At 51.3% G+C, this 21,089-nt stretch carries 23 protein-coding genes; all 23 read right to left on the bottom strand.

Annotation, left to right across the window (positions count from 1 at the left end):
• Positions 1-415: 415 nt before the first annotated feature.
• Complete coding sequence (locus tag PsW74_RS23990) at positions 416-1,333, bottom strand: alpha/beta fold hydrolase (protein ID WP_063289303.1); 918 nt, start codon at positions 1,331-1,333, stop codon at positions 416-418.
• A 242-nt stretch (positions 1,334-1,575) separates the two neighbouring features.
• Positions 1,576-2,709, bottom strand: a complete 1,134-nt coding sequence (gene sctU, locus PsW74_RS23985; protein WP_063289304.1) for a type III secretion system export apparatus subunit SctU — start codon at positions 2,707-2,709, stop codon at positions 1,576-1,578.
• Entirely contained in the window at positions 2,706-3,548 is an 843-nt protein-coding gene (sctT, locus tag PsW74_RS23980) for a type III secretion system export apparatus subunit SctT (protein ID WP_057463728.1), read from the bottom strand. The genes sctU and sctT overlap by 4 nt, the downstream gene beginning before the upstream one ends.
• Before the next feature lie 5 nt (positions 3,549-3,553).
• Complete coding sequence (sctS, locus tag PsW74_RS23975) at positions 3,554-3,823, bottom strand: type III secretion system export apparatus subunit SctS (protein WP_008546860.1); 270 nt, start codon at positions 3,821-3,823, stop codon at positions 3,554-3,556.
• Between the two features lie 24 nt (positions 3,824-3,847).
• The gene (gene sctR, locus PsW74_RS23970) at positions 3,848-4,492 is read right to left on the bottom strand and encodes a type III secretion system export apparatus subunit SctR (protein ID WP_057463727.1); all 645 of its coding nucleotides are present in this window, start codon (positions 4,490-4,492) and stop codon (positions 3,848-3,850) included.
• Positions 4,493-4,563: 71 nt separating this feature from the next.
• Positions 4,564-5,610, bottom strand: a complete 1,047-nt coding sequence (locus tag PsW74_RS23965; RefSeq protein WP_063289305.1) for a FliM/FliN family flagellar motor switch protein — start codon at positions 5,608-5,610, stop codon at positions 4,564-4,566.
• Complete coding sequence (locus PsW74_RS23960) at positions 5,607-6,356, bottom strand: hypothetical protein (protein ID WP_063289306.1); 750 nt, start codon at positions 6,354-6,356, stop codon at positions 5,607-5,609. Before PsW74_RS23960 ends, PsW74_RS23965 begins: the two co-directional genes overlap by 4 nt.
• On the bottom strand, positions 6,353-6,832 hold the full coding sequence (locus tag PsW74_RS23955) for a YscO family type III secretion system apparatus protein (protein WP_063289307.1): 480 nt from the start codon (positions 6,830-6,832) through the stop codon (positions 6,353-6,355). The genes PsW74_RS23960 and PsW74_RS23955 overlap by 4 nt, the downstream gene beginning before the upstream one ends.
• Positions 6,829-8,205 (bottom strand): type III secretion system ATPase SctN, encoded by a 1,377-nt coding sequence (sctN, locus tag PsW74_RS23950; RefSeq protein WP_063289308.1) that lies wholly within the window; start codon positions 8,203-8,205, stop codon positions 6,829-6,831. Before sctN ends, PsW74_RS23955 begins: the two co-directional genes overlap by 4 nt.
• Positions 8,205-8,852, bottom strand: a complete 648-nt coding sequence (gene sctL, locus PsW74_RS23945; RefSeq protein ID WP_063289309.1) for a type III secretion system stator protein SctL — start codon at positions 8,850-8,852, stop codon at positions 8,205-8,207. Before sctL ends, sctN begins: the two co-directional genes overlap by 1 nt.
• Entirely contained in the window at positions 8,831-9,559 is a 729-nt protein-coding gene (locus tag PsW74_RS23940; RefSeq protein ID WP_063289310.1) for a hypothetical protein, read from the bottom strand. Before PsW74_RS23940 ends, sctL begins: the two co-directional genes overlap by 22 nt.
• A 15-nt stretch (positions 9,560-9,574) precedes the next feature.
• Positions 9,575-10,378, bottom strand: coding sequence for a type III secretion inner membrane ring lipoprotein SctJ (gene sctJ / locus PsW74_RS23935; protein ID WP_063289311.1), 804 nt, complete (start codon positions 10,376-10,378; stop codon positions 9,575-9,577).
• Positions 10,379-10,416: 38 nt separating this feature from the next.
• Entirely contained in the window at positions 10,417-10,902 is a 486-nt protein-coding gene (locus PsW74_RS23930; protein WP_063289312.1) for a hypothetical protein, read from the bottom strand.
• A 50-nt stretch (positions 10,903-10,952) separates the two neighbouring features.
• Complete coding sequence (locus PsW74_RS23925) at positions 10,953-11,357, bottom strand: hypothetical protein (protein ID WP_057463718.1); 405 nt, start codon at positions 11,355-11,357, stop codon at positions 10,953-10,955.
• A gap of 110 nt (positions 11,358-11,467) precedes the next feature.
• On the bottom strand, positions 11,468-12,646 hold the full coding sequence (locus PsW74_RS23920) for a hypothetical protein (protein ID WP_063289313.1): 1,179 nt from the start codon (positions 12,644-12,646) through the stop codon (positions 11,468-11,470).
• Positions 12,647-12,897: 251 nt separating this feature from the next.
• On the bottom strand, positions 12,898-13,644 hold the full coding sequence (locus PsW74_RS23915; RefSeq protein WP_063289314.1) for a hypothetical protein: 747 nt from the start codon (positions 13,642-13,644) through the stop codon (positions 12,898-12,900).
• 23 nt (positions 13,645-13,667) lie between these two features.
• Entirely contained in the window at positions 13,668-14,906 is a 1,239-nt protein-coding gene (locus tag PsW74_RS23910; RefSeq protein ID WP_208988126.1) for a hypothetical protein, read from the bottom strand.
• A gap of 63 nt (positions 14,907-14,969) precedes the next feature.
• Complete coding sequence (locus PsW74_RS23905) at positions 14,970-15,428, bottom strand: type III secretion system chaperone (protein ID WP_057463715.1); 459 nt, start codon at positions 15,426-15,428, stop codon at positions 14,970-14,972.
• A 241-nt stretch (positions 15,429-15,669) separates the two neighbouring features.
• Positions 15,670-17,937, bottom strand: a complete 2,268-nt coding sequence (gene gspD, locus PsW74_RS23900; RefSeq protein ID WP_208980993.1) for a type II secretion system secretin GspD — start codon at positions 17,935-17,937, stop codon at positions 15,670-15,672.
• A 100-nt stretch (positions 17,938-18,037) separates the two neighbouring features.
• Positions 18,038-19,033, bottom strand: coding sequence for a hypothetical protein (locus PsW74_RS23895; protein WP_063289316.1), 996 nt, complete (start codon positions 19,031-19,033; stop codon positions 18,038-18,040).
• A 235-nt stretch (positions 19,034-19,268) separates the two neighbouring features.
• Positions 19,269-19,946: a hypothetical protein gene (locus tag PsW74_RS23890; RefSeq protein ID WP_063289317.1), complete on the bottom strand. Its 678-nt coding sequence runs from the start codon at positions 19,944-19,946 to the stop codon at positions 19,269-19,271.
• Positions 19,943-20,536 (bottom strand): hypothetical protein, encoded by a 594-nt coding sequence (locus tag PsW74_RS23885; RefSeq protein WP_063289318.1) that lies wholly within the window; start codon positions 20,534-20,536, stop codon positions 19,943-19,945. The genes PsW74_RS23890 and PsW74_RS23885 overlap by 4 nt, the downstream gene beginning before the upstream one ends.
• A gap of 45 nt (positions 20,537-20,581) precedes the next feature.
• Positions 20,582-21,049 carry a tetratricopeptide repeat protein gene (locus tag PsW74_RS23880; protein ID WP_057463711.1) on the bottom strand — a complete coding sequence of 156 codons (468 nt, stop codon included), beginning with the start codon at positions 21,047-21,049 and terminating at the stop codon, positions 20,582-20,584.
• Positions 21,050-21,089: the final 40 nt, after the last annotated feature.

Here is a 21,089-nt window from a genome sequence, read left to right as displayed (position 1 = left end):
GGGTGACCAGCTTCCGCTTGGTCCCTGCACTAAAGACTTTCAAGGGGTGTTTCAACGGACCCACCGGAGGATGCGTTATGTCTCCCGGTAGCCCCGCCCAGCCCACGCCACACTGACGGTCGCTCCGCCAGCTGCCCGTGTACGTGGACACGAGATAATCTTAGGGCTGGCGGAACCAGGGGGAATAAGTTTTTGATGCAAACACGACGAACGACAGCGTATCTCCGAAAAGTGGAAACCGGTTTTCGGATAAAGATATGCAAAAACAAAGACTAGAGCGCGTTCCGTTTGATTGAATTCAATCAAACGACAAGAATTCGCTGAAAGTAAAGAAATTAGAGCGTGAGGCGTGAATGCAAATGAACGCAACACGCTCTAAAGCAGTTCAGGTATTTCAATTTAAATGCGAACTGCTTTAAGGCATCAACCGCTCAAGAAACGGCGCAACAACCGGGCCCCAGATTTTAGGACCCTCATCCCTCAGGAAGAGATCATGACCGTTTTCACCCTCAAGCGGCAAAATGGCAAGCTCTTGCTTTGCATCACTTTCTGATGTGTAGGCCTCAAAAAAGAACTTGGCTAACTTCGGGCTATAGAACTCATCATTTTCCGTATAAATCCAGAGTACGGGCAGTTTTGCGGTTGAGCCATACTCTCTGAAAACACGCTCCATCAGCTCCGCATGAGCCAATTCATTGCGGTTGATAGTCGCTGATCCAGGCGCAAACGCAATAACACCGCGAACGCCTTTTGGGGCCTTGCCAGCCGTTGCAAGAACACTATTTCCACCTGCTGAAAATCCAACAAGAACAATATGATCAGCAACCACAAACGGCTGATCCTGAAAGTACCCCACAGCACTAGTGATATCATGAACGCGCTCCTCAAGGACCTTTATGAAACCTTCTGAATCCCCATCCTCAACAACAGAGCGCTGCCCCTCTGAACGTCCGTAGCCCCTGCGAATAACAACGGCAACAGCGTATCCTCGCGCAAGAAACCACCTGATTGCAGCGTCAGGACGGAAATCATAGGGACCATCACGTGGAGCACTCCGAGCCGCCCCATGAGTAAAGACCGCCAGCGGAAAAGGCCCTTCTCCATCCGGCTTGAAGGTGGTCGCATCCAAAGTGATCGTCCTACTGCCGTCTTCCAACTCAACCGGAACCCGCCAAATCTGCATATTCAGTTCACCAAGTGGCTCACTGATGGGACCAACCCTTTGATGAGGTGATTGCGCCAAAGAGGCATGCGCGAAAAACAAGAAAACCAAAACGAACAAACTGGTGATGAAACCCGAGACCACGTCCCGCTTATTGAGTCTATAAAACATCTTGCCCTCACTTGAATTACAATTGCATTACAATACAATTACAAATGAAACACGATTCTCACACAACTGCAAGCTGGATTATTCAAGACAGAAAGACGAGGAAATGTAGGACTTAGGGCGCTTCTTGGAACATTGATGAAACGACAGTGTATCTCCGAAAAGTGGAGACCGGTTTTCGGATAAAGATACGTAAAAACAAAAACTAAAGCAGTTCAGGTGTTTCAGCTTAAATGCGAACTGCTTTAGTTCAGCGGCTCATCACCGCTCTTCTTCTCATGCTCAAGATCGATCACACCGCGTTCAAGCGGGCCGTTGTAAAGGATGTCTTTGTTCTTATCAATCCAGACAAGAATTTCGGCAACAGCTGCAAACATGTCTTGCGGAATGAGCTCTTCAATCTCCACTTCCGCATGCAACATACGGGCAAGCTTAACATTGGCAAAAATTGGCACACCTGCCGCTTCAGCTTCTGTACGCATCTTAAGCGCAGTCAGATCAAGCCCCTTGGCAACCACCAATGGTACAGCAACCTCATCCGGGCGATAGGAAATGGCAACCGCGTAGTGCGTCGGGTTCACCACAACAGCACTGGCTTTGCGGGTATTCTCAAGGTTGTCGCTCATGAGAATTTCCTGAGAAATCCGCTTACGCTGCCCTTTAATTTCAGGACTGCCCTCGGACTCCTTATGTTCCCGCTTCACCTCTTCCTTCGTCATCTTCAGGCTCTTGATGTGGGTGTGCTTTTGAAACATGAAATCAAGGATCGCCACGCCAACAAAGGCCAGAAACGAGATCCCGAGGATCAGTTTCATAATCGCACCACTGATATTAGCAATGCAGGGAATGCCGCAGGAGAGCGAGTTGATGTAAGCGCCAATCGCGTACTTCACTGTGAAGTAGAGCATGCTGCTGAGCAAGGCGATTTTCAGGATGGACTTGAGAACCTGCACCACCTGCTTCATGGAAAAGATGCGCTTAAACCCTTCAGCCAGACTGATCTTGCTCAGCTTGGGCATGATGCTGTCAACGGCCCAAAGAAAGCCAAACTGCACGAAGTTGCCAAAGATGCCCGCCGCAATGGCAACACCAATCAGCGGCAGCACAATGTCCATAAAGGTCGAAAAAACACCAAACACCCCTTCTCCGGCGGAGGAAGAAAAGTCTCGCCGCGTCGCCAGACTGGCCATGTCATCCATCAGGCCAACCAGCTTGGAGAAATTGCGGTCCCACGCAAACCAGAGATAAGCAATCACCGCAAACAGCGAGATGGTGGTCGTCACCTCGGTACTCTTGGCTACCTGCCCTTTTTCACGAGATTCACGTTCTCGTTTGGGGGTGGGAAGTTCGGTTTTTTCGCCAGCACTCTGCCCACTCATGGACGGACCTCAAGCTTTTGATCCTGATAGATGTCCTTGCCTTTTTCAAAGATCCCGAAGATCTCGTCCGTAAACAGCTTCAGCTCAATCTGGTGCTCAGCCGCTTCGGGCAGCAGGAATGACAGATAGAACGTCAGCAGAATGACGGCCACGCCACTCTTGATCGGCATGGCAAGAATGAACACCTGAATTTGCGGATCAAACCGGCTGATAATCGCCAGTGCAAACTCTGCAAGGAACATCAGGATCACCAATGGTGCAGCCATAACAAACATCAGGCGCATCGCATTGTCGAAGATCGACAGGATCAGCTCCGGGAAATCCTCTGGCAGAACAGGAATAAACTCTGTCACCGGAAAGATCATGTAGGAGTTATAAACCAGTGTCAGGATGAAGAAGAACCCTGGCGTCAGGAAGAGATAGAGAATGAACGCACGCGAGAACAAATCCCCGACTGGCGAGCTCTCGTTCCCCAGCATCGGATCAATACTGGAGGCAACCGCAGCACCGCGCTGGTTGTCAATCAATGTCCCAGCGGACTGGACGGCCCAAAGCAGACAAGAGATCGTATAGCCAATCAGAAACCCGATGGCATACTCCTTGAAGAAGTAGACAACAAACATCGATCCAGTTGGCGAAAATCCGTCCACGTACTGCAGGTTATAAGGGTACAGCGGGATCGCAATCACCATCACAACCACATTACGCGCCATGCGCGACATCAACGTGGCATTGAAGATCTGTGATGTTGCAAACACCGCAAAAATACGCGGAAACGTCAGCAACAAAACAAGAAATGCATCACGATGGACTGTGGTGATCTCCGCAAGCAGGTTCATTGGCGTTACCTGACCAAGGTCGGGAAATCATCAAACAAAGCCTGCGTAAAGCCAATGGTCTCCGAGCCAAGGAAGCTGGACATCATGAACAGCGTCAGGGCCACGGCGATCAGCTTGACCCCAAACTGGATTGTCTGCTCCTGCATCTGCGTCAAAGCCTGCAAAAGCGACACGGCAAGGCCGACAAGCGAGGCAACAATGATTGGCGGCAAAGACAGCATCATCACAAGGATCATCGCCTCGGAAATGCGGTAGACGGCGTCTTCAGGGGACATAAGCTACTCCTCTTACATTTCCGGCTAAACGTAGGTCTTGATGAGACCGAGGATCAAACGCGACCACCCATCCACAGCCACAAACAGGAACAGTTTAAACGGCAGGGAAATCGTCAGCGGCGACACCATCATCATGCCCATGGCAAGCAGGATGTTGGAAACAACAAGGTCAATCGCAAGGAACGGCAGATACAGCAGGAACCCGATCTCAAACGCCTCACGTAACTGCGAAACGGTATAGGCCGGCAGCAGAATTGCAATGCTGTCCTCTGTCATGCTTGCGGAAATATCAGCAGGCCACAACTGGCGGGACGCCTCAAGGAAGAACGCCTTTTCCTTGCTGTCCGCATGCTTGGCGAGAAAATCTTCAAGCGGCCCCTTGGCAGCAACAAAGGTGGTCTTCATCTCCTCCACCGTGGTGATGGAGAGGTTTCCTTGCTCTACGATCTCAAATGTCTGCAAAAAGACCGGCAGCATGATGTAGCCGGACAAAATGATAGCCAGCGCATTCAACGCCATATTAGGCGGAATCTGCTGCACACCAAGCGCGTTACGCACCAGCAGCAGCACCACCGAAAGCTTGATAAAGGATGTGGCGACAATGGCCAGAAACGGAACAAGGGCCACAACCACAAGCACTAATATGAGCGAGAATGGATCAGACGTCATCAGCAAATCTCAGATTGGGCGCCTTTGGGCACCTCTGGTTATGTTAGGCTTTGGCGTGACCGAAAGCAGTTTTAAAGGCCGGTGCCCCGGTCAGTTTTAGAAATGCGCAGTGCGACCCGCTCATCAATCTGCACCAGATGCCCCTTGGCAATGCGCTTGCCTGCAGCTCGCACATAAACCGGTGTCTCTTCATTGAGCGCAGGCACATCAATGTTCACCAACGACCCCGCCGCCCAGCTTTCCAGCTCGGCAATAGAGATCTCGCGCTCATCAACTTCAAACCGCACCGGCACCATCATCTGCGACAGATCAATAGAGCCGATTTCCTCAGCACCACTCACCTGCTCCGCATTCGCTTCTTCGGTTAGCTCACTCATACCGTTCACACTCTCAATTCGTTCGCAGCCCCATCCCTGCTCAACCAGCACCAGATGATGCCGACTCAGCGGCCCGTCCACGGTGATCCGTTGACCCAGCGCAGGTGCATCCAGCACCACCAGATCCCCAATGCGCAGACTGGAAACCTCAGCGGTTGGCAACGGCGCTTCACACAACGTCAGGCAGATGGAGGTGTTCAACTGTTCACGCACCGCGCGCCACGCAGGCTGCGCGGTCAGCGGCAAATCTCCAAGAAAACCGGAGAGCGCATCAGGCCGCACGCCAACTTTGGCCAGCACAGGAGCACCGCCAATTTCACCATACCGGACAGCAAACCAGCTCAGTTGCTCCAGGTCACGTGCTGGCAACAAGGCAGATACAGCCTGCAACGGCAGCTCGCTCTGGATCTTCGTAAAATCAGCGGGCAATTCATTGCGCAAGTTAGAAACAATGCCTTCAACCAGAGCATTGCGAAGTCCGTCTTCCAGCTCAAGAACATCCGCATAAGCGAGCGGCACATTCAGTTGTGCAGCAAACGGAAAGTCCTCAAGCACCAGCAGAGCTGTTGCACCAGATGCACTGCGCAACACACTCCCTTGTGCAAAAGCGGAAGGCGCTTCACTCACCTGAAAGTTCAGCGTGTGCGTGCTCTCAACCGTAATGTCCTGCTCCGCGTAGCTCAAAGCTGCGTTCCAGTAGGCCAGCGGGTCAGTTTTGGATTGGTAATTCAAGGATGTCATGAGCTCGTGCTGTTCCCCGCAAAGATGGAGGACAGACCTCCCATTGAAGACGAACCAGCATCAACACTCTCAATCTCCTGCTGTTCCAGTCGATCAAGAATGCGGATTTTCCGGTCAGGAAACCGCTGCTGCAAAGTGCTCATGAGCCCCTGCGCTGCGGCCTGCACTTCACCAGCAACCCGGTCACCACTCACGCGCTCCAGCACAACAGCCAGACCGCCTTGTGTTGTCATAACTTTCAGTCCCGTAAGGCCAAACCGGTTGGCATCAAGGGTCAGGCTCAAGACGCGTCCATCGCTTTTGTCTGCCATGGCCTCGGTGCGCATAGCCTGTTCAATCTGGTTTGCAATCGCGCTCATCGCCTTATCGACACGCGCTTCAGTACTCGCCTGACGCACGGAGCTGAACAGCTCGGACGGATTGGAAACGGAAATACTGCGGGCTTCAGCGGGATCAGACGCGGCCAGCAACCGGGCATGGCTCAAGTCAAGCGGGTCAGTCTGCCCCTGCTCAGAACCTTCGCCTTCCTCCTGAAAAGCACCCTTTCCATGAACTGGAACAGACTTGCCTTCAGCGCTGCGTAACTGTTCCTGAAACAAGCTGACATCCTGCCGGTTCAACCCCTCAGAAAATTTGTTGCCCTGCTGTTTGCCAGACGTTTTGCCATGCTCACGAGGTTGCTTACCACGTATATTTTCAAGATTTTGCTGCTGCTCAAGTGGCTGCGAACCCTGAGAAACTTTCATAATTCCACTTGCCTTCGCCCGGAAAACTGCTCCTCGATCTCCTGCTCCTCCGCAGCCTCCATTAAGGCATTGGTCTCTACCCGAAGATCATCCGCAACCTTTCCATACTTATCTTTGATGCGAAGTGCTTTTTGATACTCAAGGCGGGCAGCATCCGCATTTTTAAGCGCACGATCATAAACATAGGCCGCGCGTTCCGCTGCGTCCTCCAGCTTTTTGACCGCGCTTTCAAGGATCTGTGCCTGCTCTTTCACTTTATCGAGATCATCCGTTGAAATGACCTTCTTGATGATCTCCAGATAAAGCGCATCCTGCTTGGCTGGCAGCGCGGCACGTTCATCTGCCGCAACTTGCCGCTTGTGCTCCAGCTGCTCTTTGGCACGCCGAACTTTCTCCAGCTCAGCGTTGAGCGTCCGTTGAGCTTTCTGCTCCTTAAGTGTTTTGACGAGATGAAGCTTTTTGATTTGGTTGATCACGCAACAGTGCTCTTCAATTTGCTCAAGGCCTCATCAAAGCCATTGAACTCATCAGTACGCTGCTGCAAAAACTCTTTGATCGGCTTGTTCTTAGCAATCGCCAGATCAGCCTCAGTATCAGCCCCCTTCTGGTACTCACCAATCTGCACCAGAAGCTCAACCTCTTCATACTTCGCCAGTAACGAGTTCACCTTGCCAGACATCTCTCGATGTTCAGGCGTGGTAACCGCTGTCATCACGCGGCTCTTGGAATTCAGAATATCAATGGCAGGATAATGGTTGCCCGCTGCCAGCTTTCGCGACAGCACAATATGCCCATCCAGAATGGAGCGGGTCTCATCCGAAACCGGCTCGTTCATATCATCGCCCTCCATCAGCACCGTATAGAACGCAGTGATCGAGCCCTTATCATTCATTCCTGCGCGCTCCATCAAGCGCGGCAGCGTGGCAAAAACAGATGGCGGGAAACCACGACGGGTCGGCGGCTCACCAACAGCGAGGCCAATCTCACGCTGCGCACGCGCAAAGCGGGTCACGGAATCCATCAGCAACAGCACGCGCTTGCCCTGATCGCGGAAGTACTCTGCAATAGAGGTTGCAACAAACGCTGCTTTCGAACGTTCTAGGGAACTCTTGTCAGAAGTGGCAACAACCACAACGGACTTCTTCATCCCCTCAGGCCCAAGATCATGCTCGATGAACTCGCGTACCTCTCGGCCACGTTCACCAATCAGCGCCAGCACGGTCACATCAACAGCAGCCCCCTTCACCAGCATCGCCATCAACGTGGACTTACCACCACCAGCAGAAGCAAAAATGCCCATGCGCTGGCCTTCGCCAGTGGTCAGCATGCCATCAATGGCACGCACACCCATTGGCAGCGGCTTGTCAATAATCCGGCGCTGCATAGGATCCGGCGGTTCCTGCTTGACCGGATAATGCGTTGCAGGCGTAAACTCCCGGTCCAGCCCATCAATAAAGTTGCCCATGCCATCCAGAACCCGGCCAAGCAACCCATCACCAACAGGAACAGATTGCACATGCCCCGTCGGACGAACTTCGGTGTCCGGCCCTACGCCATAAAGCTCACCAATGGGAGAAAGCAGCGCTTCATCATCATGAAACCCAACCACTTCTGCCATAAGTTTGCGACCTGTTGAGCGCGTGTAAAGCTCAGCAATTTCGCCAATTTCCACCTTTGGCACCACTGCATGGATGAGTGTACCCACCACTTTGCGGACACGGCCTGTCAGCGGATAAGGGTCAACATCTGTGGCAGCTTTGACAAGCGTACGACCAAGCCGCGGCACTCCGGATCCAATCTGGTTGCGACGGTCCTCAACATGCTCAGCAGGTTCAATGAGAGATGTCATTACACCTCCGACAATCGCTTGGAGGATGCTTGAGCAGATGAAGTACGACGCAGGATCTCTTCAATTTCCTCCAGCCGAACCTGCAAGTTGCCATCAACGCGGCCAACAGGTGCGTCCAGTACAATGTGAGCCCCCTGCAAATCGCCATCCTCGACAATCTCAAGAAACTCGACCTGCTTGAAACCATCAGTGATCGCACCACTCATGGCCATCGCTTGGGAGTACATTTCCGGTGCAACATGCAACCGCACACGCTTTTCAGCGCGTAGTGATTTCAGCATACTGCGGGCCATCAGGCGAACGCGCTCAGCATCATCAAACTCATCCAGCAACCGACGCAACAGCGTGATGGTCACCGTGACAACATCATGCTCCACTTCACGCAGGCGCGTGTCGAGCAGTTCTTGCTCACCAAGGATGCGTTCACAGGCTTCAGATTGCGCTTTACGCACACCATCTTCATAGCCCTGCTTTTGCTGTTCTTCATAAACGCGCGTCGCATCCTGCAGAATTTCCTCTGCCTTGCGCTGCGCATTTGCAATGATCTGGTCAGCTGTTTCAACGGAAGCAAATTCAGCTTCCTTAATGATGTGCGTGCCTGGCGTCAGGTTTGCGCCCAGCTCTTTCAGTCTATAAATGCTCGCCATTGTGGCAATCTCCGACGCAAATACTGGACAAAATGCTCTTGCTGCTCTGCTCGCATCACCTGCAAACGAGCGCTAAGTTTTTCGTTGAGTTCATTGGAAAAGCGAAGACGAACAAGCGGCTCAAGTTTCGCATCAACAGCATTGACGAAAGCCAAAATGCCCTCGGCACCAACAAGTGTCAGCGCCTGCAAAGCCTCTTCATCACTTCCGCGGCATAGATGATGGAATGCCTCATCATTCTCACTTTCGTAGCCAAGCGAGCTGAAGAAGAATGCTACATCGCGAATGGCGATATCAAAGACCTCTTCACCAAACAGAGCTTCCATACGCTGGCAATCCTTCTTCAGCACAAGGCGCCCGATCAATTCATGAAGTCTGGCAATCGCAATGATGCGCATAACGCCGCCAAAATCTTCAGCACCCAAACTGCACAACATCAGTGCAAGCCGGGCCTGCTCTGAGACTGCCAGAGTTGACGTAACCGCCACATCAGCAGCAATCGCAGTAAGCCCAAGCTTTTGCGAGACATGCGTATTCAAAGGCCTCTGAAAATCTTCCTGCCCAGCCAGACCACGCAGCACGTCCAACTCAAGGCCAGCAGCTGTCAGATGGTCATCATGCGCAAAGGAAAGAGGGTTCAGTAAAGACGCAGCAAGTCTGGCCTGAAGCGGCCAGACTGCGGAGTGATGTGGAGTGCCTGTCATCATGCCAGTCCCCTGCTACTAAGCAAGTTCTTCAGGCAGAAGCTCGTCGTCGTCTCCACCCTTGGCTTTTTTGCCGCCGGAGCTGATCTGCTTGAACAGCAAATAGCCAACGCCACCAATCAACAGCAGCAGCACGACGCCCACGGCGCCAAGGATCTGCCAGAACATACCGGCGTCATCGCGTGCAATGCGCAAGCCCGGGAACACGGCCTCATACTCTTGCGCTGAGCGCTGTGAGAATGGTTTCAGCTCACGTGCAGGAACAAGCGCAACAGAAACGCTGGCATATTCAACACCCTCAATCGCATTACTGACCAAGCGCTTGATCTGAGGGATCAGAAATTCAATATCAAACTCCGGGCGATGCTTGATGAAGATCGCAGCAGAAGATGGCTTCACCTCTTCGCCAAGATCCGCTTTTTCCGGCAAAACGATGTGAACGCGAGCAGAAACAATACCATCGATCTCTGTAATGGTCTCAGCCACTTCCTCACTCAACGCGTAGATAAAGCGAATACGCTCTTCAAATGGCGAGGAGATAATGCCAGATTTCTGGAAGACCTGACCGAGCGTGTCACGCGTTCGTTTTGGCAAACCATTCGCATTCAAAATTGTGACGGCACGCTGAATATCGTCGTCATCCACCTGCAAGGTGACAAGACCATCTCCCAGACCAACTTTCTGAGCAGACACACCATTTTCCAGCAGCAGGCTGAGCATGGTGTTTGCCTCCTGCTCAGAAAGGTTGGTGTAAAGATCTGTGTTGCAGGCGGCCAAACCAATCACCATGCCCACAATTGTAATAAAACGCCGAATATTCATTTAGACTTTCACTATACCTACTGAATGCGCAGTCTTAATCAACGCATCAAAGCGTCCAAGCCTTGCGTGGTTTTGCCTGCAATTTTCGAGCTCACATCAACCAGCAAAGAGTAGTTCGCCACTTCGATCTGCATGTTGATCAGCTTGTCAAAGTGACTGAGTTTGCCACCTTCAGAAATTGCATTGATGTTGGAACTGGTCTCGGCAAAAACACCCCTGACCTTGGCCAACCCGTCAATAACGAAGTTACTGTCCGTTGGATTGACGGAAGCGATTTGTGTTGGTGCTGAAACAGCTGCCACGTTCTGGGCAGCATTAACTTGCTCCACTCCGCCAATGACCACATTGCCATTTACGATTTGCCCGGCCACAGGCGGTTGCACGCCCCCGGCAGCATTGAGTGCTGTCTGGAACTGGTCCTCAAGACCGGTAACATCGCCTGTTGAACCACCGGTTGACGGGGCTCCGCCCTGCAACGCCTGCTGCAGTTGAGAGGTGAGTGCGCTGTCCAATACTGTTGCCATGAATGCTCCTCACGTATTACTGAAACTAAGGTAAACTGAGCCGGACGCCTTTAACGGGACATCATCGCGCTTACTGGACTGGCGAGTTCGTCTCTGGAGGACAGAGCCTGCGCAGCAATTTCCGCGCACGGCGTACCAGCTGCCATCTCACAAACTTCGCTCAGGATTTCGCAGGCCGTATCAATCTCGCCCTTACGCAGCAGCGCCAGCCCGCGATACGTCTGGATGGTATCTGTCGGCGGTGCGTTTTCCAGACAGAGCAAGGCTTCATCCACATTGCCGCGCGTCATTGCAGCAAGGCTTCGCCCCAGAGGACCTGCCTCCTGATCCGGCCGCATCACCTGAAACGCTTTGAAAATGGAGTCAGCATGTTCTGCAAGACCATAGGAGACAGCAATAAAACCAAGCTCCGCGAGCACCTTTACGGTTTCACTATCAAAATCTTCTGCGTTCATTCCACCCTCACTCCAAAGCTTGCATGCGACCTGCTACATTCAAAGAGCAAGCCGCATACGAATTCTTGTTGTCAGTTGATCGAATAGATTTCGCTATTCAAACCTAACGATTATTGAAGAGAGGCATCCCGCTTTGGCGGAACTGGTGGAATGTCACCAGCTGCTGGCTTGGGCAATGGAGCCGGTCTTCCGTCCCTCGTTAGATTTCCGTAGATCGCCTGATCATCACCAAGAAGCACATCAGAATACTCACTGCTGTTCTCTACAGCACTCTCCACCCCTGAATTTACGTAGAGCGGTTCATTGTTCACAGTGCTCACCTTCTCTCCCCAGCGAGAATCTGCTTGAGACTGATCGATAGTCGCGTAAGTCTCATCAAGCAGGACACTGCCCGGCTCCGCCAACGGTCCAGTGTTGAAGTTTAGCCTGTTGTATGGATTTTCATTCTCGATGACCTGACGATCGATATCAGCCAGAACACCAGCAGCTTCCCTACGCTCATTTGCTGCGGCTTCTTGCAACTGATTTGGCGTGTAATGCCTAAGGATCGGCGCGCCTTCTTTGTCACCACCACGCTTGTTAACCGCGGCATACTGCTGATCCCCAAGCTCTGGCTTATTCAGCTCGCCTTCAAAGCGAACAGTTGCATACTCTTCTTCGTCAGGCACACCTTCCCCGCCAAGCAAGCTATATCCGTCACCCGACACATCAGAATAAGCTGAGCCGTAAAGTGAGTTAGGCAGAACGAGCGAACCATCAGTATCAATGAAATGACCAGGCCGACTGTTCACGGAAATCTGCTCATAGGTACTCGCATCAGAAAGAGCATCTGCGACCAAAGACTTGATCGTCGTGCTCAATTCTTGCAGCGCTCCAAAACGCACGTCATTGCTATGATATGTCGGATTGCTTTGAACCTTGTCAAAGGCCGCGGTCAGAATATCACCTGTCTTCGCCTGATGGTTTTGAAGCCCACCTTTTTCTAAACCTGCAGAGATCTCATTCTTTGCCAACTGGGTGAAGACATGCCAGTTGTTCAGCTTTTTGTCGTGGGTTTGCAAAGCATTCCCAAACAGTTTGCCACCAGTCAGCTTGGCCAAACTTGCCTTGGAAACCTTACTACTTCCGTCTTTTGTCTCTGCACTGTAGATGGTTTCACCATCTCTGACGTCACCACCAGTAATGCGAACCTGCGCATTTTCTTTAACGAACTCCCTGTTCGCCGGGTGATCAATCTGCGTCAAAACATCAGATAATTGGCTACTACTGGAGAAGCTAACTCCGGTCATTATTGCCTCCGCATTCCATAAGCCTCGAACGGCTCGTTACCTGTAAATTCTTGAGCTTAGAATGCACGTTTGAAACATACAGCTGAGTGCCGTTGGTCACAGCCAACGATGTTTCCTGCAGAAAAAACATCAAAACACGATTTGGTTATTCCTCGTTATCTCAATAACTTAGCGTCAAGTATCAAACAGCACAAAGGCCGATCCATTCAGAACCGGCCTCTCAGGAATAGATGACGTATGAAGAGTAGGAGCTAAGCAACCGCCATCTGACGGGCAATTGCTCTCATCTCAAGCTCTTCCCAGACCCGCATTTGCTCATTAAAGCTGCGCATCTGATCGTTAGAGGCCGAGATACTCTCCCTATCTGCAGAGCCGAACGCTTTGATCATGATTTCAGCCAGAACCTCGTCAGAGGTCTCCTCCTGAACGCAGCCACTGGTCCGCACGAGATACGCCAGCCCAAGCTCAATCTTCTCCTCCGCTTCATCAAATATCTTCGCTGCAATGGAAAAGACCGGAGCCGATGGAAGTACATCCATGACGATGGCATTAATGCGTGTGAGTTCACCAAAACTCAAAGCAGCTTCTGAAGGCCCTCTATCACCAAACGCCTGCTGAATGATCGCCATCATGTACTCAAACACATCACAATCATGCGCTTTGATCTGGTTTTCAATCAGGACTTCAAAATCATACCAGTTCCCGGCATCTTCAACATCATGCACTTGCTGCTCAAATGCCTCTGCTTTTGCAGTCAAAAACCTGCCTCTGACGCCAAGCTTTCCTACCATCTTCCAGAGAGGCTGAGAGAGACTGAAAGCACGCGGCTTCACCAGCTTGGTTTGAAAGACAAGCTCATCCTCAGTTCGTCCCCGCGCCTTTTTCAGCGGAGGAATAACAAGATCAGACTTTCGGATTTTCAGATCATGTTCACTACTGAGAAGTGCATTCAGCAGAGCGTTAAGTGTTGGCCTTGAAGGAAGAACAAGGTCAATCATAAAGCATCATTCCAGTTTTGTTGTTATTGTGTTGGCGCAGCTGAAGCACTGCGAACCGTGCGAATTGCATGTGAGTTTTTCGTCTGGTAATCCCGATCAAACGACAGCACTTTAATCCGGCGCTCTGCGACTTTGGCTTCCTGCACTTCGCGTTCAACGGCATCATCTTCAGCGCCAGCAAACGCATCCTCAACACGAATTTCGTGTCCGCCTTCATCGGCAACGTCACTCTCTTCACCAACCGGGGTAATCTTGGCAGCCTTCGTCTTCAGCTTGTCGCGGCTATAGGCTTTCTCGCGCACAGCTTCATCCTCATCAGGTCCACCCGTCTCCACTTCCCCCTTCTCATCAAGCAACTCACGCGATTGCTGGAGGGATAGTTCAGTGGCTGAAGCCTCATTCATGCTGTTGAAGCTGGACTCAAACGCAGGCTGATCATCATGCGGCACCTCTGCAGGCGGCTGAACAGTATCCGTTGGACAAACACCTTCTTCGTGATGAGGGATGTCACCATGCGGGCCGTCGTTACTATTCGTCGGCGATGAAGGCTGTTGCTCCAGATAATCGTCCAGATTACGCCGCCCTAACCCGGCATACGAAAACCGGAAGTCATCATCACTGACATATCGCATCTGATTACCTGCCAGTTGAAAGCCCAGAGACGACATCAGCAACGCACTGGAAACACCAACGGTTGCCTTTGGCTCTTCCTTGAAGTTCTCGGGCAGAACAGTCACAGCACCCTGGTTCTTCAAATAGGAACTCAGTGTCTTGAGGGAGGAGAACTTCAGCCCCTTTGGGTTGTTCTTTTCTTCCTCATAAACAAACTGGGAGATATAGCTGATGGCCTCATCAAACAGGTCCTGACGTTGATCCACGGAATCTTCATAGAGGCTCTGCGCAGCCTCATTCCTCAACAACTGATAAAACACATTCCAGTTGGAGACCTTCTGCTCTGGTCGATCTGCTTTATGCTGAAGGAAGCGGGTGTGGCGTGTCACAGCGCGGCAAAGTCCAAGCACTTTTTCACTAAGCCCGTCCCCGTTTTCACGAGAGACTGTGGCCTTGTAAAGCACCTCACCATTTTTGCTCGCACTTCGGGTCAGGCTCACACGGGCATCCTGAACCGACTTGCCCGAAATAGCAGCCTCAAGGCGTGCGACCACATTGGTGTAACGATCATTTTGAGAAAAGAGGATTTCAGTCATTGTGGCCCGCCAGATACCGACAGCCGCCAAACCACCCTCCTCAGGATCAGTCACAGGATACTGTCTTAAATTTTTGGAGAAAGAAACGCTTCAGCCCCATGGAAGGAGCTAGGATTTTTAGAGGCTTATCAGAGAAGCCGGTTCAAACAGGTCATGCTCATCATCGTCAGCTGCGCTTTCAGCCAACCCGCCCATTTCACGAACAATCTTCAGCCAGCCAGCCGAAACATCAGCAAATGCCAACACAAACTTGGCAAGTTTTTGAGCATCCCAGGCAACAGCACGAAGGTCATTATGCATGACCAGCGCATCGTTTTCGATCAGCACCAGACGCATACCGCCTGACTGGAAGCTTTGCGTGTTGTAAACGAGAACCAGCTCCAGGATCCGGTCTCTCTGCACCGCTGTCAACTCACACAAACGCGCAGAAACACAGATACGATCACTGTCTGTAACCAGCTTAAATTTCAATGAGAATGCATCCAGGTCAACAACACGAATAGATGGATCCTGTTCATCTTCTTGTGGTTTCACGCCTAATATCTGGCATGCATCATTGAGCAATTTATCGAGCATTGGGGTACTCCGCTTCCTTACTTTCTTGCAGATAACACTGCCAGAAAACGAAGAAACACAAAGTGCTAAACGATACAGTTTGAATAAGATGTAATCTCAATCCGCATTATTTTTCATTTATTATTCAAAAGCCTAGCAGATACAGAAAGAATGAATTTCTCTCACTACCCTACAACTTAAAAAAGAAATCCCCCAGAACACCAAAGCATTCCAGGGGACACATCTGTCAGTTCAAAGCAGCTTAGAAAGAAGACAGCTCACGGCGCAGTTTTTGCGTAATGTTCTGCAGTTCAGACTGCTTGCGAACAACACGCGGTGTAATCATCACCAACAGCTCAGTCCGCTTTGTGTCATTCGTTGTATTGTCCTTAAAGAGCTCACCAAACACTGGGATCTTGCGCAGGATCGGCACACCAGACTCACCCTTTTCTTTGCGCTCCTGAATAAGACCACCCAGCAAAATGGTCCGTCCGGATTCAACAACGATATCCGAGTTAATGGTTCTCGTTGCAATGGTCGGTGTCAGCGATGATTCAGTCTTGTTTTGCACCACATTACTCACCTCCTGCTGAATCTGCAGCAGAACGGAGTTGTTGGAACGAATATTCGGCTCAACCTGCAAAACAATACCGGTGTCTTTTACATCCACCTCATTGGTCACAGTCACGTTGCCATCATTGCTGGAAGATTGACTGCGAGACGCAAACGGCACCTGATCACCAATCACAAGACGCGCTTTACGGCCATCCAGAACAGTCAGATAAGGAGACGAGATCACCTTCACCTTGGTGATGTTCTGAAGTGCCTTCAACACCACATCAACCCCAACAGTATTGAGGGAAAGAGCACCACCAGCGCTAGCTGGACGAGAGGCCCCTTCTGCGACTGTACCAACACCACCCGCAAAATTACCTTTACTCAGGTACCACTGAACACCATAGGAAAGGTTGTCATTAATGTTCACCTCAGCAATTGTCGCCTCAATCACCACCTGAGAAAGCGGCAGATCAAGTGCTTGCACAACGTCGCGGATATGTTTGAATTCTTTATAGGTTGAGTTCACCAGCAACGCATTGTTCCGGCTATCAGCAACAATGCCTACTTTCTTGGCAACGGCGACTTTGGCACCGCGCGTCTCAGCAATATCGTCAAACAACTTGTTCGCGTTGTTAAAGCGGTTGTTGATTGAATCTCCACCTGGATTTACGGAAACACCAGTAGCAGAGACTGGGAACTTGCGGGCGGAAGAGCCATTATTCTGAGCTTTTTGTTTCTGCTCATTAGCCGGCGGAGCAACAGAACCACTGCCCCCTTCACCCGCAAGGATCTGCGTGAGCTGCGTTGCAATTTCATTTGCAGGCAAATATTTCAGCGAGATGATCCGCACCTTAGGCGTATCCAGAAGATTATAATCAACTTCCTTCGTAATCCGGCGCACACGCTGCAACATCTCGCGGCTCTGCACAGCCACAAGCAAAGACTGCTGCGCCTCAAGCGGAATAACGGTCAGCGGCGAATTGACCTGGTTTGGATAAAGCTGCTGAAACAGTGTGGTGATCTGCTTGGCAACCTGACTTGCTGAACTTTGCTGCAGGCGCAACACAGACACAATCGTTTTGTCATTGTCACGATTGTAAAGGCTGTTCACCAACTCTTCAGCCGCACCAATATCTTCTGGTCGCGCCCGAACCGCAATCTTGTTCGATCCCTCAACTGCAACAGCAGAAGCACCAGCTGGCAGGATAGCCTGTAAAACCTTCGCCGCATCACCTGGGGAAGCTGAGCGAACAGGCAAGATCCGAAGCTTCAGATCGCCCGCAGACCCAACACCAGAAAACTGTTCAATCGCCTGAATGGTTTCAGGACGGCCAATGTGGAAGATCTGGTCAATGAGCTTCAGAATATAGCCATTGCGGCCCAGAAGCACACGAACCAATGATAGCATCTGGTCTTTGGCAATTGGTTTTTCCGTCTGGAACGTGACAGCACCTTCCAGCGGTTCATCAATCACGTAGTTGACCTGCAAAATCCCACCCAGCGTTTGCTGAATGAAATATTCCAGAGTTTCACCACGGAAGTTCAGGCGAACCACATCAGAGGTCGCCTTGGCATCACTGGATTGCGCAACGCGGATTTCCTGCCGGTTGGCGTTATTCAGCCGGGAATCTGACAGCAAAACCTTAGCTTCTTCATCATTGAAGTAGAAAGCCGCGCCGGGTCTGCCTTTTTCCGCATTTTCACTATTCACCCAACGGGTGTTGATCGCACGGCCCAATACGCCACGCGTATTGGATGCCAATCTTGGTTGACCTGAAAGGGCAAGATGGTTTTCGCGCTGGTTCTCTTCTGAAAAGAACCGCTGAAGCTGGTCAGACAACCCCGCTGGCGGGGCTGTGTTATCCCATTCCTGATCAGCTGGCTGGGTTGTGGTACACCCCAACAGGATCAAAGAAATAGAAAGTACCCCTGCTGTCTTGCGCAGCATTGAACTTAGTTTAGCACCAATCATTTCAAACCTATGCGTTCAGCACAAGCGCCCAACACGATCCCCGGGGCTAAACGAACCCGGGGCTATCGCACTTGTGCTGCCCGAACTTTATTCGATTACGTTAAACGCGGCCGTTATCTAAAAGCAGCTGAAGTCTGCCGGTCGTATCCGAAGTGTCCTGACCAGTAACGGACTGCTCCGCCACAGAAAGTGATTTGGAGATTGAGCTGGACACAAAGCCGACCAGACGCAGGGCATACTCAGCTTCGAGAAGCGTCATCAAAGCCTTTTCATCCTTCACACGATCCTCAGCAAACACACGCACTTCCTCGCGCAATTCTTCAATAATGGTGTGACGCTCATCAAATTCAGGCTTAGTCCCGTTCAGCTTGCTGGCAGCATCCGACAAAGCACCTTCCAGCGTAGACTGGCCGTGTTCGTCCATCTCACCAGTCTTCGGCGCACCAGCCATTTCCTCAAGCGCAGTACGCAGCAAAGATTGCACCGCATCACTTTCACTCAGGTCTTCAAGTTTGACGTCAAGCTGCTGGACGGTATCAGCAAGCGCAGTCTCCACCTCACTGATCGAGGTATTGATCTGAGCAATCTCACCATTCAAACGGGCAACTTCTTTAGGATCCTGAACGAGTTCGCTATCTGGATCATCTGGATCGCTTGGCACAGTTGCCGGAAGATTTGCCAGTTCATCTTGCTTGGAGGTAAGGCTGGTCTGCAAATCAGACAACTGGCCTTCCTGTTCCTGCTGCTGCAAGTCCAAAGCCTCAATGTCAGCTGCAATATCTTCCTGCAAAGCAAGCGCCTGTAGCAACTCAGAGCGTGCAGAACGCACCTTCTCAGATTGCCCGATCAGATTTTGTTCTTTCAAAGAGGTTTGGATTTCCTCAAACCGGGCAACAACCTGCCCGACCAGCACTTCCAGATTTCCGCTGTCTGGCGGTGGCTGCAAACCGAACGCTGCCGACACCCCGACTGAGAGGAGCTGACTGGCAGACGGAATAGACTCAACACTCTTGTTCGCGGCCGGGCGAACAATCTGTGCACTGTTATCAATGGCATTGGATACAGATGAAGAACCAATTGGCGTAACTGCAGTCATCTCAGACTCCTTGAATTATCTCTCCCTATATCTCGCAGATAACCCAGAGGTCGTGTTGTGCCTTAAAACACAGAACCCGCCCTCTTATGGACATTATTGGGACAATTACGGAGTGAAAAAATCGTTACTTACATGTGTGTGCTGAACGTACAACACCTGCAGCATCCTTCTGATCAAAAACGAAGAATGAGATCAGTGCCCAAGCAAGCTGTAGGATTGGCACCTAAAGACCGCCTTAGGAAGAACTGTCGTCCCCAGAGCTAGCAGTCCGCTTCGCAAGGGCCGCTTTGAGGGCAGACAGGACACCGTCTGTGAGAAGCATGAAAGCATAAGCATAACCAGGCCGCCGCTTATGCTCATTCAACCGAGGAAGCTGCGTATAAAGGCGTTGCAGCAAATGATACCGATTCTCGATTTTCGCAATCAACTCATGCAAATCGACAGGCGAGTAAGAGGCCACCTCAAAGGTTGTTAGCCCGATGCGGTTCTCGTCAGAAAACGTCAGGCTGGGCTTCTCGTAGGCAAACCAGCGAGACAGATCAAACTGCGCACTGTATTTGAGATACAGATGATCAGCTTCCTTCAGGCGATTGACTGTCCGGGTCGCCCGTTGTTCATACTCAAAGCGATGGTCTTGAGAGAGTACTCTGGTCCGCGCCAGTTCGGTCCCATACTGCAACGCAATCTGGTGATCGACTGACATCCTACCGGCACCAAGTGGTTTGACACTCTCGACCTTCCGCGCAGATGTCAGCAAGCCAGCCGTAAACGACAGCTCGCGATACAAAATCCCTATATCACCGGAAATCTTGGAGAATTTCTCTGCCTGTATCGGACCAGCAAGCTCAACAACTCCGTTCTCATCCTCACCCAGATCATAGGGCAGATGTAGATAACCGGAAGTCGCAATCATGACACATCACTGTCTCGTGCAGCAGATTTTTTCTGCGCCTCCAATGCAAACGCAAGCCGCTTAGAATATTCGATGAGCTCAGGAACAGGCCGCACCTTCATCAGCTGATAAAAGCGCACCAGTTCCACAGTCGCCTCATCTAGCTCTCGTGACCACAAACAATGCTCAGCAAGCCTGAGGGCGACGGCTGGATGTGCCTCATCAAGCAGTTTTGCTTTGCGAAGCGATCTCTTGACGTCCCCCCCGCCAAGTGGCCAGTCTGCATGGCTCAACGCCAACCCAAGCCAATACTCAACATTGTTTGGATTAAGCAGACAGAGAACTTCAAATTGCTCCTTTGCAGATGCTTGTTGCTGCAGGTGCAGAGCCTGATAGGCAAACTGATAAAGAACCTTCTCCAACTTACCATCAGCCTTCAAGGCACCTGAGAGGCCCTGTCTGGATTTGATAGCCTCAATCACAGCCTGAGCACTTACATCCCCACCACCGAGAGCACGAAAAACAGCATCAAGATTGACATCTGCTTCTCCCGATTGATCTTCGGAGGCGGCAGAAGCCGGAGTATTGTCTGTAACAGGTGCGAGTGGCATCGTTTATCCCCGGCCTCAAAACTCGGTAAGTGCAGTAAGTTGAACTCAGGCGTTGTTCAGCCCGGTCAACAGCTTTTGAGCCGCCTGATGGATCTCGGCATCCTTGCGGTCCTTGGCATATGTCAAAGTGTCTTCAAGGTCTTCCTTAGCCTCTGTAATGTGGCCCAAAGCAAGACAAGCAACACCAGAGAAGTAGTATGGACGTGGGTTGGTCGGGTCGAGCACCATTGCAGCGGAAGCTGCCTGCACAGCAAGTGTGTACTGCTGCAACTGCACTGCACAATTCGCCAGCCCAAGCTGCACATCCACATTGATCGGCTCAAGCAGAACAAGCCCAGTGTAGATCTCCAGCGCCTTCTCAGTCCGCCCTGTATCCATCAAGCCCTTGGCCATCACCAGACCTGGATTGATGTCATCTTTCGTAAGCCCCAGACTACGGCCAATTGCGCCTTTTGCGATTGCCTTGATGTCTTGTTCTGGAGAGTTGCCCAGTTCTGAAACGAGCTCAGTCATATCGTGCCTCTTTACGGCTTAAGAATATAAGAATGTTTGA

This window comes from Pseudovibrio sp. W74, from assembly GCF_001623085.1.
Lineage (GTDB): Bacteria > Pseudomonadota > Alphaproteobacteria > Rhizobiales > Stappiaceae > Pseudovibrio.
Note: the sequence above shows the minus strand (reverse complement) of the source record. Positions and strands in the feature narration are given on the sequence as shown.

What these genes read in the sequence shown, in the direction of transcription:
- PsW74_RS23990 (WP_063289303.1), bottom strand. Translation starts at nt 1,333, where the DNA reads ATGTTTTATAGACTCAATAAGCGGGACGTGGTCTCGGGTTTCATCACC.
- sctU (WP_063289304.1), bottom strand. Translation starts at nt 2,709, where the DNA reads ATGAGTGGGCAGAGTGCTGGCGAAAAAACCGAACTTCCCACCCCCAAA.
- sctT (WP_057463728.1), bottom strand. Translation starts at nt 3,548, where the DNA reads ATGAACCTGCTTGCGGAGATCACCACAGTCCATCGTGATGCATTTCTT.
- sctS (WP_008546860.1), bottom strand. Translation starts at nt 3,823, where the DNA reads ATGTCCCCTGAAGACGCCGTCTACCGCATTTCCGAGGCGATGATCCTT.
- sctR (WP_057463727.1), bottom strand. Translation starts at nt 4,492, where the DNA reads ATGACGTCTGATCCATTCTCGCTCATATTAGTGCTTGTGGTTGTGGCC.
- PsW74_RS23965 (WP_063289305.1), bottom strand. Translation starts at nt 5,610, where the DNA reads ATGACATCCTTGAATTACCAATCCAAAACTGACCCGCTGGCCTACTGG.
- PsW74_RS23960 (WP_063289306.1), bottom strand. Translation starts at nt 6,356, where the DNA reads ATGAAAGTTTCTCAGGGTTCGCAGCCACTTGAGCAGCAGCAAAATCTT.
- sctN (WP_063289308.1), bottom strand. Translation starts at nt 8,205, where the DNA reads ATGACATCTCTCATTGAACCTGCTGAGCATGTTGAGGACCGTCGCAAC.
- sctL (WP_063289309.1), bottom strand. Translation starts at nt 8,852, where the DNA reads ATGGCGAGCATTTATAGACTGAAAGAGCTGGGCGCAAACCTGACGCCA.
- PsW74_RS23940 (WP_063289310.1), bottom strand. Translation starts at nt 9,559, where the DNA reads ATGATGACAGGCACTCCACATCACTCCGCAGTCTGGCCGCTTCAGGCC.
- sctJ (WP_063289311.1), bottom strand. Translation starts at nt 10,378, where the DNA reads ATGAATATTCGGCGTTTTATTACAATTGTGGGCATGGTGATTGGTTTG.
- PsW74_RS23930 (WP_063289312.1), bottom strand. Translation starts at nt 10,902, where the DNA reads ATGGCAACAGTATTGGACAGCGCACTCACCTCTCAACTGCAGCAGGCG.
- PsW74_RS23925 (WP_057463718.1), bottom strand. Translation starts at nt 11,357, where the DNA reads ATGAACGCAGAAGATTTTGATAGTGAAACCGTAAAGGTGCTCGCGGAG.
- PsW74_RS23920 (WP_063289313.1), bottom strand. Translation starts at nt 12,646, where the DNA reads ATGACCGGAGTTAGCTTCTCCAGTAGTAGCCAATTATCTGATGTTTTG.
- PsW74_RS23915 (WP_063289314.1), bottom strand. Translation starts at nt 13,644, where the DNA reads ATGATTGACCTTGTTCTTCCTTCAAGGCCAACACTTAACGCTCTGCTG.
- PsW74_RS23905 (WP_057463715.1), bottom strand. Translation starts at nt 15,428, where the DNA reads ATGCTCGATAAATTGCTCAATGATGCATGCCAGATATTAGGCGTGAAA.
- gspD (WP_208980993.1), bottom strand. Translation starts at nt 17,937, where the DNA reads ATGATTGGTGCTAAACTAAGTTCAATGCTGCGCAAGACAGCAGGGGTA.
- PsW74_RS23895 (WP_063289316.1), bottom strand. Translation starts at nt 19,033, where the DNA reads ATGACTGCAGTTACGCCAATTGGTTCTTCATCTGTATCCAATGCCATT.
- PsW74_RS23890 (WP_063289317.1), bottom strand. Translation starts at nt 19,946, where the DNA reads ATGATTGCGACTTCCGGTTATCTACATCTGCCCTATGATCTGGGTGAG.
- PsW74_RS23885 (WP_063289318.1), bottom strand. Translation starts at nt 20,536, where the DNA reads ATGCCACTCGCACCTGTTACAGACAATACTCCGGCTTCTGCCGCCTCC.
- PsW74_RS23880 (WP_057463711.1), bottom strand. Translation starts at nt 21,049, where the DNA reads ATGACTGAGCTCGTTTCAGAACTGGGCAACTCTCCAGAACAAGACATC.